A 13,311-nucleotide genomic window follows, 5' to 3' on the forward strand; every position below is an offset into this window, starting at 1 on the left:
AGCGAGTGCCCGTGGAGCCGGTGATGACTGAGCGCGTGTTCGATTTCATCATTGTGGGCGGCGGGTCTGCGGCATCGGTCGCGGCGATGCGGCTCGTCAGCGAATTCGGTTTTTCGGTGCTGATGCTGGAGCGTGGGCCACGCTCGACCAGCCCGATCATGGGTATGCCGGCCGGCTACATGAAGTTCCTCGGCCGCGACACCTATCTCGAAATGCACGAGACCGTGCCGCAGCCGCAACTGGGCGGGCGCGGCCCGATCGTGCCGGTTGCCAAGGCTCTTGGTGGCGGCAGCGCGGTCAACGCCATGGTCTATATGCGCGGCCAGAAGGAAGATTACGATGGCTGGGCCGCCGGGCTCGGCAACAGCACCGACTGGAGCTATGCGGACCTCCTCCCCCACTTCAAATCGGTGGAAGCCAACAACCGCTTCAACGACGAATTCCACGGCATCGGCGGCAACCTCCGAGTCTCCGAGCCCGGCCAGATCAGCGACACCACCGAGGATTTCCTCCGCGCGGCGCAAGGGTTGGGCCACGCCTATAACCCCGATTTCAACGGCGCCCGGCAGAACGGCGTCGGCATCATGCAGCATACCTACGGGCAGTGGGGCCGCTTCAAGCGCCGCTCGGATGCGAAGAAAGCCTTTCTCGATCCGCTGAGCAGCGACCGGCGGCTGACCATCGTCACGGACGCACGGGTCGACCGCATCCTCATCGAGCAGGGCCGCGCCGTCGGCGTCAGTTACATGGTGCATGGCGATCCGCACGAGGCGCGGGCCGAGCGCGAAGTGCTGGTCGGCGCGGGCACCTACAACACGGCGAAACTGCTGATGCTCTCGGGCATCGGCCCGGCGGAGCATCTCGGCGATTTCCAGATTCCGGTCGTTGCCGACCTGCCGGTGGGGCAGAACCTCCAGGACCATCACGAGGTGCCCATCATTGCCACTACCAAAGGCAAGTCCGGCTATTTCGGCCAGGATTCGGGCTGGCCGATGGTGCGGAACGGCCTCCAATACCTGCTGTTCAATTCCGGCCCGGTGACCACCACCGGCATCGAGGCGTGCCTGTTCTACGATCCCGATGGCGGCGACCGGCCGACTATCCAGCTCTATTGCGCGCCGATCGTCTATCAGGACCGCGACGTGCAGAAGGCCAAGCCCACATGGGGCGTCACCTTCACCTCGTGCCTGTTGCGCCCAAAGGCGCGCGGCTCGGTGCGACTGCGCTCAGCCGATCCGGCGGCCCAGCCACTCGTCAACTGCAACTTTTTTGGCGACCCGGACGACCTGCGGCTGACGCTCAAATCCATGCGCTTTGCCCGAAAGCTACTCGAAACCGAGCCGTTCCTCTCCAAGATCCGCGAAGAGATCCTCCCTGGCTCCGATGTGCAGGACAACGAGGGCCTCACCGCCTTTGCCGGACAAACGGTCAAGACCAATTACCACCCAGTCGGCACGGCCCGCATGGGGCGCGACGATGATCCGACGGCGGTGGTCGATGCCCGGCTGCGTGTCCGCGGCGTCGCGGGCCTCAGGGTCATCGACTGTTCCATCATGCCGGCAATCGTTTCTGGCAATACCAACGCTCCGGCCATGGCCGTGGGCTCAAAGGCGGCGAGCCTTATCGCCGAGGACCATTCTCAATGATCGAAACGATTGACCTGCCGGCCCTCACCGTGGTCGGGCTCCTCGTGGAAGCGCACTGGAACGAGCTGCCCAAGGCGGTGCCCGCCGCCTGGACGCGGCTCTTCGATTCCGGGCTCGTCCCTGAATCCGGCAGCATGCGCGACGGGTTCGTCGCGGTCAGCATTTCGCGCGAGAAGGGTTTTTACCGCGAGTTGATCGGCGTCGTTGCCGGCCCCGACACACCGGTGCCGCAGCGCATGATGCGGCTCGAAATCCCGGCCAACCGCTATCTCTCGATCATTCACGATGGCCCGCTGCCAGGGATCGCCCAGAGCTTCGGCCAGCTCTACGAGCACGCCACCAAAGCCGGGCTCGGCACCACCGATTTCAAACTCGATTTCGGCTACCAACCCGGTCTCCCCGCCGGCCGGCACCAGCTCCATATCGGGCTCGCGCCGTTCACAGCGCCGAAGACCGCATAGGCTTGTCCGAGGCTTCGAGATGTACCAGCCGCCGCACTTCCGCGAGACCGACCTCGACACCCAGCATGGGCTGATCGTCAGCCATCCGCTCGGGCTGCTGATCTCGACTGGCGCTGACGGCATCCTTGCTAACCCGATCCCCTTCATCCTTTATGCGGCCGAAGGTCCCCTCGGTACGCTGCGTTGCCACATGTCCCGCGCCAATGCGCAATGGCAGGCGCTGCAGCAGAGCCCGGAAGCGCTGATCGTGTTCCAGGGGACGGATCACTACATCACCCCCTCATGGTACGCTCAGAAAGCCATCGACCACAAAGTCGTGCCGACCTGGAACTACGCCATCGTGCAGGCGCGCGGCACGGCAAAGATCATCGAGGATGCCGCCTGGCTGCACGCCAATGTCTCGGCGCTGACGGCGCAGCACGAAGGCCACCGGCCCACGCCTTGGGCCGTCACCGATGCACCCGAGGCGTTCATCGCGAGCCAGCTCAAGGGCATCGTCGGGATTGAGATCGCAATCACCCATCTCGAAGGCAAGTTCAAAGCCAGCCAGAACCGCCCAGTGGCTGACCGTTACGGCGTCGCCGAGGGGCTGGGCTCAGAGCCTGCCCCCCAGGCGACGGCGATGCGCGACCTCGTCAAGCAACGCGGCGGATTGTAGGGCGCTTAGGCTTGGTACCGCAAAGGCTGGAGTGCACCGTCTTCCTTCCCCCCTTGAGGGGGAAGGTGGCGCGAAGCGCCGGATGAGGGGTCCGCAGCACCACGGTGTTGCGCGATCCGAACGTAGTGAGGAGCGGTCCCTGCGAAGGAGAGAAACCCCTCATCCGCCCTTCGGGCACCTTCTCCCACAAGGGGAGAAGGAAAAGGTGCCGAGCCTACGCACTCCCGATTAGAACCCCCGCCGCAAACACCAGCGCGCCACCCAGCACCACCTGCAATGCCGCGCGCCAGAACGGGGTCTGCATGTAGCGCTGCTGGATATAGGCGATCGACCAGAGTTCGATCACCACCACCACGGCGGCTACCGCTGTTGCGGTATTGAAATCGTGGATCAGGTAAGGCAGCGCGTGACCGAGCCCGCCCAGCGCCGTCATCACGCCCGCCGCGAGGCCGCGCTTCAGCGGTGAGCCGCGGCCGGTGAGCTTGCCGTCATCGGAGGCGGCTTCGGTGAAGCCCATGGAAATACCGGCGCCGACCGCTGCGGCAAGGCCGACCAGAAAGGTCTGCCAGGTGTCGCCGGTGGCAAAGGCCGCGGCAAACACTGGCGCGAGGGTCGACACCGACCCATCCATCAGCCCGGCAAGGCCCGGCTGCACATAGGTCAGCACGAACTGCCGGTGTTCCTCACTCTTTTCGGCGGCCCGCTCTTCCGGCCCCAGGGCCTTGGCCTCGAGCCGATCGGCGGCGTTGGCGTGGCCGCGCTCTTCCACCGCCAGATCGCCGAGGAGCTTGCGCACCGCGACATCAGTGGTGCGGCCTGCGGCGGCATCATAAAAGCTCGCGGCGCCGGCCTCCATCTCCCACGCCAGCTGGCGCACCTGCTCGAGCGTCATGGTCTCCATCAGCCAGACGGGCTTGCGCGCCAGGAACCCCCGCACATGCTCGCGGCGGATCGGCACTAGGCGCGGCCCGAACTTTTCGACGTAGAGATCGAGCAGGCGCCGGCGATGGCCATCCTCCTCGGCCGACATGCCCTCGAACACCTTGGCTGACGCAGGGTAGGTGTCGCGCAGCTTTGTCGCGATCTCGGCGTAGATCGCGCCATCCTCCTCTTCAGCGGCGACCGCCAGGGACAGGATCTCGCGTTCATCGAGCGATGAAAATTCACGGCTATTGGGGTGCAGCAAGCGGCTCAGCATAGGAATGTCGTCCTGAAGTTTAGAACTATTCTAAACAACGATTTTACGCCCCGCAAGATCGTTCGGATCAGGATCTGCCCTGCCCATCGACAACCTCAGCCGCCTCTGCGAGCAGCCAGTCGCGGAACATCCGCACCTTGTCGGGCATGCGCCTGCCCTCGGCCCGCACCATCCAGTAGCCAAGCTCACTTTCTACCGCGCGCCCGAACGGCCAGACGAGACGGCCATCGCGCACCGCATCCGCCGCCATCATATCGACCGTCAGCAGCACGCCCTGCCCCGAGATCGCGGCATCGAATGCCAACGCCGGATCACTGATGCTGGGCCCGGTGAGTTCGACCATCGGCGCTCCAACAGAAGCGAACCACTTGCTCCAGGGCAGCATGGTCGAGGTGTCGTGGATCACCGGCACTTTTGCCAGATCGCCCGGCGTCCTGATCCGCGCCGCGAGCGCCGGCGTCGCCACCGGCTGGAAATGCTGTCCGCCAATCCGCTCGGCCACCACGCCCGGCCACGGCCCGCGCCCGAAACGGACACCGCAATCGATGTCGGAATGGGCAAAATCCACCATCGCCGCACTCACCACCAGGCGTAGCTCAATCTCGGGGTGCGCCGCCGTGAACCGCGCCATGCGCCAGATCAGCCAGCGCGAGGCGAACACGGCCCCCACCGTCAGGGTCAGCACATTGTCTTCAGCGGGCCGCAGCGACTTCAGCGCATCGGCCAGCGCCGAAAAGCCCGCACTCAGTTGCGGCAGGATCTGCACCAGCGCCGGTCGCGGCCGCAGCCCCTGCGGTGTGCGCTCGAACAGCTCCACCCCCAGCCTCTCCTCGGCCCGCCGCAGATGCTGGCTCACCGCGCCGGGGGTGACGCCAAGTTCCTCAGCTGCCGGCGCCAAAGCGCCACGGCGCGCCACGATCTCGATCGCGCGAATGGCGTTCAGGGGGATTGGAAACGGGCTCACCATATAGATTATCTAAACCGCGGCGCAACTCTTGTCGATTGTCTGACCGGTCGAAGGAGCGGATATCAGCCGAATTCAAGCACACAAGGGAGCACTGGCCATGAAGACAATCTCTACACTCTGGCGCCGGCTGCTGGTCAGGCTGTCTGCGCCGGTCGCGCCGCCAGACGCTGCCAACTGCCTCAGCCCGCGCGATTGGGCGGACCTGCCCATCCATCACCCGCGCTGCCCCGAAGCGTGATCCGCCGGTTCATCACAGGTTCATCGGTTTGGGGCTAATCCGCCGCCAACACGAAAACAGGAGAACACCATGTTGTTCAAAACCAAGGCGGCCAAGAAGCCGCGTACCGACCGCACCACCGGTGCCCGCGACCCGTTTGCCGGCATGAGCCCGCGCGAAATCTGGGACCTGCCGCCTTATCACCCGACGTCCGACCGCTAAGCTATTCGCAGAGCCGCGCCGTACAGGTTTTGCCGTGGCAGCCGAGGTCGACATGGAGGTGATCGTGGTGTTCCGCGTTCGCCTCCGGGCCAAGGGTGGTGGTGAAACTGGCGCAGGCGGCGTCATGGGCAAAGCGCAAGAGCCGCCCCTCTGACGACTGGGCATCGCCCCACCCGCTCAAAACCTCAACCTTGCGGCCGTCCTCGAGCTCGAACCCGACCACGTCGAGCGCGTCGGCGAGGCCGTGAAAGCTGAGATTGCCGCCGGTGACGTTGTTGACCGGCCGGCACATATAGGACGTGCCGACGATCACCGACTTGAGCCCGGTATTCTCCTTGGCGCCGAGATAGCCATCCACCGCACTGAGCCATGTCGGCAGTGCCGTCGCGATGCCGCAGTCGGTGACGACGCCGCCGCTCACCGGCACCTCGCGGCCATTGACCATGACGGCGCTAAGCGAAAGCGGGGACACCGCGCCGCACTGCCCGCCATCGTCGATCGTCGGCAGGCTTTTCGCCACCACCTCGCCCGCAATCACCGCCGGGCAGGCTGTCTGATAATCCCGCGGCGGCTTGGGCGGCGGGGTTTCAGCGACCGGCGCGGGTTTCTCATCGGCCTTGGCCGGAGCATCCGTGTCCGGCCGCGGCGCCGGCACCGCCACCACAACAGTCCGCGAGGGGATCCACCCCGGCGCCACCGCCACCGGCCGCTCCGACGCCGGCCGTGGCCGCGGCATCGTTACGTCCCCTGCGGGGGTCGAGCCAATGCTACCCGAGAGCAGCAGGAGGGAAATCAGCGCACATCGGAGAGTTTTCATCTCCGGACAACGGCTGAGCCCCGCCCCGGGTTGCCGCTCCTGTGCGCCTTACTTGTCTTCGAGCGCCGCAAGGGCGGCGGCTATCGTGCGCGCCATTTCTGCCTTCTCAGCGTCTGGGATCGTCAACACCCCGTGCTCGGCCATCAGCGCATGATATTGCTGCTGCGCCAGCGGCACGCCGGCGGGCAGCGGGACGACGTGGAAGTGCAGGTGGCTGTTGGCCGCCTGGCTGCCCAGCGAGAGCACATAGATGCGCTCGGCCGCAAACACCTGCTTCAGCGCCCGCGCCAGCCGGTGCACCTTGCGCTGCAGCCCCAGATACGCCGCCTCGGACATCCCCTCCGCCAGGTCTTCGACATGTGCCTTGGGGCAGACGAGGCAATAGCCCGGCAGCGTCGGATATTTACTGAGGAAGGTCACCGTCTCCTCGTCTTCGGCAACGATCGGGTGCGCGAAGGCCGGGTTACCGCTGATCATCTCGCAGATAAAGCAGGGGCCCTTGGTGGCGCGTTCTACGTAGGCATCGAGATCAAACGGCTGCCGTGAGGTCATCGCCCCGCTCCCTCTTCCCAAACTGCATCGTTCACACCCTGTAAACCATCTTTGCGGCGCGGGCTGTGTCTGCTATCAGCCCAGCCAGCGGCGCGTAGCGCGCAACCTGGAATATTGATGTCCGCACCCCTCGACCATATTCGCAATTTCTCCATCGTCGCCCACATCGATCATGGCAAATCGACGCTTGCGGACCGGCTGATCCAGCTCACCGGCGGGCTCGAGGCGCGTGAGATGAAGGAGCAGGTGCTCGATTCGATGGATATCGAGCGCGAGCGCGGCATCACCATCAAGGCGCAGACCGTCCGGCTGACCTACAAGCACACCGACGGCGAGACCTATATCCTCAACCTTATCGACACGCCTGGCCACGTCGACTTCGCCTACGAGGTCTCCCGCTCGCTCGCCGCCGTCGAGGGCTCGCTCCTCGTCGTCGATGCCTCCCAGGGCGTCGAGGCGCAGACGCTCGCCAACGTCTACCACGCCATGGATGCCAACCATGAGCTGGTGGTGGTGCTCAACAAGATCGACCTGCCCGCCGCCGAGCCCGAGCGCATCAAGCAGCAGATCGAGGACGTGATCGGCATCGATGCGTCCGACGCGGTGGAGATTTCCGCCAAGTCCGGGCTCAACATCGACAAGGTGCTCGCCGCCATCGTCGAGCGCCTGCCCGCCCCCAAGGGCGATATCAATGCCCCGCTCAAGGCGCTGCTGGTCGACAGCTGGTACGACACCTATCTCGGCGTCGTGGTCCTCATCCGCGTCATCGATGGCACGGTGAAAAAGGGCCAGAAGATCCGCATGATGAATGCCAACGCGGCCTATGAGCTCGATCGCGTCGGTGTCTTCACCCCAAAACTCATCGATATCGGCGAGCTCGGCCCGGGCGAGATCGGGTTCTTTACCGCCTCGATCAAGGAAGTGGCCGATACCAACGTTGGCGACACCATCACCGATGATCGCCGCCCCACCGCCACGGCCTTCCCCGGCTTCCGCCCGGCCCAGCCGGTGGTGTTCTGCGGCCTCTTCCCCGTCGATGCGTCCGATTTCGAGGAACTGCGCGCCGCCATGGGCAAGCTGCGGCTCAACGACGCCAGCTTCTCATACGAAATGGAAACCAGCGCAGCGCTCGGCTTCGGCTTCCGCTGCGGCTTTCTGGGCCTCCTCCACCTTGAAATCATCCAGGAGCGGTTGAGCCGCGAGTTCAACCTCGATCTCATCGCCACCGCCCCCTCGGTGGTCTACGAGGTGCACCTCACCAATGGCGAAACGCTGATGCTGCACAACCCGGCCGATCTGCCGGATGTGGTGCGCATCGATCATATCGCCGAGCCCTGGATCAAGGCGACGATCCTCACGCCCGATGAATATCTGGGCTCGATCCTGAAGCTCTGCCAGGACCGGCGCGGCATCCAGCGCAACATGACCTATGTCGGCAACCGCGCCATGATCGAATACGATCTGCCGCTCAACGAGGTGGTGTTCGATTTCTACGACCGGCTGAAGTCGATCTCGAAGGGCTATGCCAGCTTCGACTATACCCTTGCCGATTATCGCGAGGGCGACCTGGTCAAGCTCTCGGTGCTGGTCAATTCCGAGCCCGTCGACGCGCTAAGTATGCTGGTCCACCGCACCGTCGCCGAAACGCGCGGCCGCATCATGTGCGAAAAGCTCAAGGACCTGATCCCGCCGCACCTCTTCGTCATCCCGATCCAGGCCGCCATCGGCGGCAAGATCATCGCCCGCGAAACCGTCCGCGCCATGCGCAAGGACGTGACGGCCAAGTGCTACGGCGGCGACGCCACGCGTAAGCGGAAGCTCTTGGAAAAGCAGAAAAAGGGCAAAGCCAAGATGCGGCAATACGGCAATGTCGAGATCCCGCAAGAAGCGTTCATCAAGGCGCTGAAGATGGGGGATGAGTGACCGGTCACGCTTTCGCGTGAGCCAAAGCGCCAGTGGCGCTTTGGCAGGTCACTTGCCGGGTCGCTGCGCAGCAGCGGGCACCCGGATGCACCGGCCTCTTTCATCACCGACTGTGCGATAGTCCCTTCGCCCCTCTGGGGAGAAGGTGCCCGAAGGGCGGATGAGGGGCTCTCACGAATCTCCTAGTCGCTGCGGCCACCACCACCTGACACGCCTGCGCCAGGTCAGCATTCGGCTTGTACGCGGCGAGGAGGGTGCCCAGCCGACTCTCGCCACTGCCCTTGCGCGAGCAGGCCGAGGGAACTTGAGCGCGGTGGCCGCACTGGCGGTGCCGGCGTTCGCTACGCAACAGGGGTAAGGCCATGGTGACTGCGCCGTCCCTTGGTGACCCGCCTGTCACCCCATCCGCCCCCAGGTAGTCCCGACAATCGCGAGCGCAACCGCCCCGACAGCCTCACCCGTCAGGCCCGGCTTCAAACGAGTTGGAAATTGCTTAGGGGAATGTCCGATCATGTCAGACGTGCACGCTAAATGCGCGCAAGTGTCTAGGGCTAGCACAGATCGGTAGAGGTGTGTGGAAATGCAGAAAGGTCGCGAGGAGTCGAGCACAATTCGACCACCTAGCGCCGCCCACGAAAAAACACTAGCTTCGTGTTTGGGGGCAAGATGCTAAATGGAAGTCGTCCGAACTAACAACGACAGTGTCCGGGCACAACGGCTCCCGAGCTCGGATTTCTGGAACCCAGTAGCCGAGACCAAACACCGCCTTGATGCACTGTCAGGTCTTCTTCAAGACTTCTGGCAACCGGCAGTCGGGAAAGAGATACAAGAACCGCCTCAAGAGGACGTGGCCGCCCCTGCGGAATCGCCGAATGACTTCTGGTCGTTCGACAACGTGCCTATGTCCCCAAACGCCGTCCCTGAGGACTGGGGGGAGCAAGCCCCACTGCCCTGGTTCGATCCAGAGTTGGCCGAGAACCCCTTCATCGTCCAAGACCATCCGCCGTCAGTGTACTCCATGGCGGAGCGGAGAAGTCGCTGGCTTGTGCAACTGCTGGACATTCCAGAGAAGGGAAGACGACGCACTCTTGCGCTCTATTTTCATGAACTCTTTGAAGAGTTTCCGTTCCAACAAACTTTCGTCGCGCTATCCGACATAGCCAAGGGTGGAGCGAACGCAGACTCCTTGAAGAACGGCTGCGAATTCCGCCTAACTTTCCTGAACACGCCGACTCTCGCTTCACGTCGATCGGTAGGCAGTCGTCAGCCATCACCGTATCATAACCCCGGAGCACTCCTATCTTGGAAGCGAGCAGTGCGACTCGCGGAGTTGTGTCACGGTCACACTCCAAGTGACATTATTGATGACGATTGGTTTCAAGAATGGCTTGCGTTACAATTCGGCGATGTACTGTACTGGTCGTATATCGATTATATTGAGTGGCGACTACGCTCGGCAGATTTAGGGTACATTGTTCTCGATCTCCCACACTCTAGAGAAGAGTGGATGGATGCAGACCTTAGGTCCAGCCTGTTACCTCCGAGGTCCTTCTCCCGCTCCGGCAGCCTGCATCGCGGCCAAACGGACATAATTGGCGTGGCCTATCCTGAACCCAATAGCCCGAGTATCTATATTAGGAGCAGACGTGGAACATTTGACGCCCGTAGTCGATTGCTGGGTTAGGGAGAACACGTCGGGGACACTTGGCCGCGTCGTTCAACACCTAGCCAATGGCCAAATTCGGCTGGAATTCGGTCCCGATATACCTCACAGAGCGGTTAACCTTGACGACTGTTCGTGCGGTATACTGCCCGGGTTCATAGTGCAGGACGTCCCAATATCGACATCACGAAAAACACTGGGAGTTGGGACGGCCATAGCAGTTCGCAGTATAGCCGGTATGGAACAGATCTCTGTTCAATTTCATTCGACGGGGGAGACTCGTTGGGTACCCTTTGAACGCCTTGCTAGAATTATGGACCCGCGTCTCCAGTACATCCGAGGGGAGATGAAATTTCGGGATAGCGCCGAACGCACCTCACTCAATTTAATGGCCCATGCACTCCGTACTTGGAATGAAGCGACCGGCGCTCTGGACCGGCTGGACGTCGACCCGCTCCCGCACCAAATTACGCTCGTGCATCGCATACTAAGTTCTGGAAATACGAACTGGCTTGTGGCCGACGACGTCGGTCTCGGCAAGACAATTGAGGTCGGATTACTGCTGGGCGCTTTGGAGCGGCGCCAGAACCTTCGGCGCATACTAGTTGTGGTTCCCTCTGGACTTACGCGCCAATGGAAAGACGAAATGCTCACCAAGTTCAATCGAAAGTTCCGAATATATGGACGCGACTTTGAGATAGAACAATCTGATGAGTGGGGCCTGTATGAAAAAGTCATCGTCTCCCTGGATCTAGCAAAGCCGAGAAATGCCGAGGATGACGGCATCGATTTCTCAACCCGATTCGGCACCGTCTTGGGAGCTGGCAAGTGGGATATCGTTATTTTCGATGAGGCGCATAGGTTGTCGCGCGACATCGCGGGTCGTACGACGCTTCGATACAAACTAGCGAGGGCGCTGCGGGAACAGTCTGACTCGGTCATACTTCTGACTGGAACTCCTCATCAAGGTGATGTGGGTCGCTTCAAAAATCTCCTTAAACTTGTTCGTCCGGAATTGGCTGAATCAATTGACGAAATCGAGGACGATCCATCTGTTGTTGCTGACATTGTTTTGCGCAACCGTAAAATAGATGTGGTCGATGCGGAGGGAAAGTTTATCTTTCGGGGCCTGCTTGTTCGTCGCGCCGAGATACCAAACAGTCCTGAGACGCTCGAACTCGAGAGGAGGTTAGGACTCTACCTCAGGCGCGGATATCGCGCAGGCGATAGCATTGGAGGCAGGTCAGGCCGTGCTATTGGCTTTGTGATGACGATCTATCGAAAGTTGGCATCGTCGTCGGTGTGGGCGCTCTTCGTTGCGATGACAAAGCGAAAGCAGAGACTCTTGGGAGAGCTGCCGACGGGCCCTTCCGAGGTGGATCTTGAGGCCGAAGCCCAATACGAGATCGGAGAGGACAACGACAACTTAGCCGAGGTAAGCGCCGGCGAGCCGACCGGCCTGTTCTTCGACGAGGAGCTCCACAGCCTGAACGCGGTACTGGACCAAGCTCGAGCGAGTATTGCCGCCGACCGAAAAATACTAGAGCTGGAGAAGATTGCTGCTGACCTGGTTGTTTCGCAGAACAAGAAATTACTAATATTTACTGAGTATCGCGCGACTCAGAGTTACATCAAAAGGCGAATTGAGCAAGAAGTAGGACGGACGGCGGTCCTGATTCATGGGGGGATGACCGTAGATGAGAAGCAAGAGGCCATCGATGCCTTCGATAGTGATACGCAGATACTAATTTCGACGGAGGCAGGCGGCGAGGGTCTAAATCTGCAACGTAATTGTCATGTACTAGTAAACTATGACCTACCTTGGAATCCCGCTAGGCTGCAACAGCGCATAGGTCGGTTATATCGGTACGGGCAACAGGAGAAGGTCGTTGTTATCAACCTAACATCAAAAGACACAATTGACAACGAAGTTCTTGCTACGGTCCTAGAGCGTCTGGAAGCAGTTGTGCGGCAGATGGGGCAAGTGAGTACGGAGTACGATGAAAGGCATCATTCGGAGGTATTAGGCGACCTGTTGGATCGACTAGACATTAACGACTTGCTTGAGGAAGCGCGAACTGGAGGCGTCGAACGAACTACTCAGCGAGTGGATGACGCAATTCAGCGAGCACGCGAGTCCAAGAGACTCCAGGACGACATACTAGCCAACATGTCTACTCTCGATGGCAATAGTTGGCAGCGCCTTGGAGCTTTTACGACAAAAGATCTGGCTACGTTTATCAAGCGATCTGCAGCGCTGTGTGGGGTTGATGTCGGGCTCCTCGACGATCCGGAGCGATTTGACCTGCGCCTACCTGAGGCACTCCGGGGCCGTTTTCCCGAGTTTGCCAATCGAAGCTTCATTGAGGCTCGTACGAACCGTTCAACTGCTGCGGGGCGAACGCTTCTAGATTTTTCCTCTACATTCGTTAGGCATCTTGTCGACACTGTCACTAGGGCTGAATTTGGGGGCGGCTTCGGCGTTATTGAGACTGACGTTGCCGACCAATTGATTGGAGCAATGCTCGTTCATTTCCAAAATGAACAGGGTGAACCCCGTGGAGTAGACTTGATAGCTGCAACGCGGGATCAATTGGGTCATATCGCTGTAGACAACTCAGGACTGCGGCCCCTGTTTGAGCGTGCTCAACGAACGAGCGCGACCGTGTCAGCTGATCCTAAGGGTCGGAAGGATCGTATCGATGCGATTTTCGATCGCATCGAGTCCGAGGTAGCCGCGGTCTCTGAAATATCTAGACACGCGGGAGGCCTGTTCGCGATTGGGATTGCGGACGTTTCGTCCACCCCCAGTGTCAAATAGCACCTTATTCCCTCTACTCGCCCGGTACTCCGATCAGCCCGTCCCCACGGCCACTCGCAACGTGGCCAAGTCCCTCCTCGCCCAAGCTTTGCGTCTTAACTCACCCGCCACTTATCCCCGCTCCCTCCACCCGCTGTATCCTCTCGCCAAACTCCTCTCGCAAAAG

At 61.5% G+C, this 13,311-nt stretch carries 11 protein-coding genes; 7 read left to right on the forward strand and 4 right to left on the reverse strand.

Translation table 11 applies throughout. The features are described from left to right. Positions 1-23 precede the first annotated feature (23 nt). From ACO06J_RS14560 to ACO06J_RS14570, 3 genes are read left to right on the forward strand one after another with little or no spacing between them, the layout of a single operon-like run. The gene (locus ACO06J_RS14560) at positions 24-1,646 is read left to right on the forward strand and encodes a GMC family oxidoreductase (protein WP_421761439.1); all 1,623 of its coding nucleotides are present in this window, start codon (positions 24-26) and stop codon (positions 1,644-1,646) included. Next, positions 1,643-2,107: a GyrI-like domain-containing protein gene (locus ACO06J_RS14565; RefSeq protein WP_421761440.1), complete on the forward strand. Its 465-nt coding sequence runs from the start codon at positions 1,643-1,645 to the stop codon at positions 2,105-2,107. Before ACO06J_RS14560 ends, ACO06J_RS14565 begins: the two co-directional genes overlap by 4 nt. Positions 2,108-2,126: 19 nt before the next feature. Further along, positions 2,127-2,765, forward strand: a complete 639-nt coding sequence (locus tag ACO06J_RS14570; protein ID WP_421761441.1) for an FMN-binding negative transcriptional regulator — start codon at positions 2,127-2,129, stop codon at positions 2,763-2,765. 214 nt (positions 2,766-2,979) lie between these two features. On the opposite strand, the gene mbfA is transcribed toward ACO06J_RS14570, so the two are convergent. Both mbfA and ACO06J_RS14580 read right to left on the reverse strand, forming a co-directional pair. After that, on the reverse strand, positions 2,980-3,963 hold the full coding sequence (gene mbfA, locus ACO06J_RS14575; RefSeq protein ID WP_421761442.1) for an iron exporter MbfA: 984 nt from the start codon (positions 3,961-3,963) through the stop codon (positions 2,980-2,982). Between the two features lie 67 nt (positions 3,964-4,030). Further along, positions 4,031-4,927 (reverse strand): LysR substrate-binding domain-containing protein, encoded by an 897-nt coding sequence (locus tag ACO06J_RS14580; RefSeq protein WP_421761443.1) that lies wholly within the window; start codon positions 4,925-4,927, stop codon positions 4,031-4,033. A 100-nt stretch (positions 4,928-5,027) separates the two neighbouring features. On the opposite strand from ACO06J_RS14580, the gene ACO06J_RS14585 reads away from it, so the two are divergent. Both ACO06J_RS14585 and ACO06J_RS14590 read left to right on the forward strand, forming a co-directional pair. Then, a complete protein-coding gene (locus tag ACO06J_RS14585; RefSeq protein ID WP_421761444.1) occupies positions 5,028-5,168 on the forward strand; it encodes a hypothetical protein in 141 nt (46 codons plus the stop codon). A gap of 69 nt (positions 5,169-5,237) precedes the next feature. Beyond that, positions 5,238-5,369, forward strand: coding sequence for a hypothetical protein (locus ACO06J_RS14590; protein ID WP_421761445.1), 132 nt, complete (start codon positions 5,238-5,240; stop codon positions 5,367-5,369). 1 nt (position 5,370) lies between these two features. Here the strand turns inward: ACO06J_RS14590 and ACO06J_RS14595 are convergent, their stop codons facing one another. Together ACO06J_RS14595 and ACO06J_RS14600 are read right to left on the reverse strand one after the other, a co-directional pair. Beyond that, positions 5,371-6,105, reverse strand: a complete 735-nt coding sequence (locus tag ACO06J_RS14595) for an extensin family protein (protein WP_421761446.1) — start codon at positions 6,103-6,105, stop codon at positions 5,371-5,373. A gap of 129 nt (positions 6,106-6,234) precedes the next feature. Next, the gene (locus ACO06J_RS14600; RefSeq protein WP_421761447.1) at positions 6,235-6,738 is read right to left on the reverse strand and encodes an HIT family protein; all 504 of its coding nucleotides are present in this window, start codon (positions 6,736-6,738) and stop codon (positions 6,235-6,237) included. Between the two features lie 117 nt (positions 6,739-6,855). On the opposite strand from ACO06J_RS14600, the gene lepA reads away from it, so the two are divergent. Both lepA and ACO06J_RS14610 read left to right on the forward strand, forming a co-directional pair. Next, a complete protein-coding gene (lepA, locus tag ACO06J_RS14605) occupies positions 6,856-8,661 on the forward strand; it encodes a translation elongation factor 4 (RefSeq protein ID WP_421761448.1) in 1,806 nt (601 codons plus the stop codon). A gap of 2,009 nt (positions 8,662-10,670) precedes the next feature. Further along, positions 10,671-13,145 (forward strand): helicase-related protein, encoded by a 2,475-nt coding sequence (locus ACO06J_RS14610; RefSeq protein WP_421761449.1) that lies wholly within the window; start codon positions 10,671-10,673, stop codon positions 13,143-13,145. The last annotated feature ends 166 nt before the right edge of the window (positions 13,146-13,311 follow it).

The organism is Devosia sp. (genome assembly GCF_965229025.1).
Taxonomy (GTDB): Bacteria; Pseudomonadota; Alphaproteobacteria; order Rhizobiales; family Devosiaceae; genus Devosia_A.

What these genes read in the sequence shown, in the direction of transcription:
- ACO06J_RS14560 (WP_421761439.1), top strand. Translation starts at nt 24, where the DNA reads ATGACTGAGCGCGTGTTCGATTTCATCATTGTGGGCGGCGGGTCTGCG.
- ACO06J_RS14565 (WP_421761440.1), top strand. Translation starts at nt 1,643, where the DNA reads ATGATCGAAACGATTGACCTGCCGGCCCTCACCGTGGTCGGGCTCCTC.
- ACO06J_RS14570 (WP_421761441.1), top strand. Translation starts at nt 2,127, where the DNA reads ATGTACCAGCCGCCGCACTTCCGCGAGACCGACCTCGACACCCAGCAT.
- mbfA (WP_421761442.1), bottom strand. Translation starts at nt 3,963, where the DNA reads ATGCTGAGCCGCTTGCTGCACCCCAATAGCCGTGAATTTTCATCGCTC.
- ACO06J_RS14585 (WP_421761444.1), top strand. Translation starts at nt 5,028, where the DNA reads ATGAAGACAATCTCTACACTCTGGCGCCGGCTGCTGGTCAGGCTGTCT.
- ACO06J_RS14590 (WP_421761445.1), top strand. Translation starts at nt 5,238, where the DNA reads ATGTTGTTCAAAACCAAGGCGGCCAAGAAGCCGCGTACCGACCGCACC.
- ACO06J_RS14595 (WP_421761446.1), bottom strand. Translation starts at nt 6,105, where the DNA reads ATGCCGCGGCCACGGCCGGCGTCGGAGCGGCCGGTGGCGGTGGCGCCG.
- ACO06J_RS14600 (WP_421761447.1), bottom strand. Translation starts at nt 6,738, where the DNA reads ATGACCTCACGGCAGCCGTTTGATCTCGATGCCTACGTAGAACGCGCC.
- lepA (WP_421761448.1), top strand. Translation starts at nt 6,856, where the DNA reads ATGTCCGCACCCCTCGACCATATTCGCAATTTCTCCATCGTCGCCCAC.
- ACO06J_RS14610 (WP_421761449.1), top strand. Translation starts at nt 10,671, where the DNA reads ATGAAATTTCGGGATAGCGCCGAACGCACCTCACTCAATTTAATGGCC.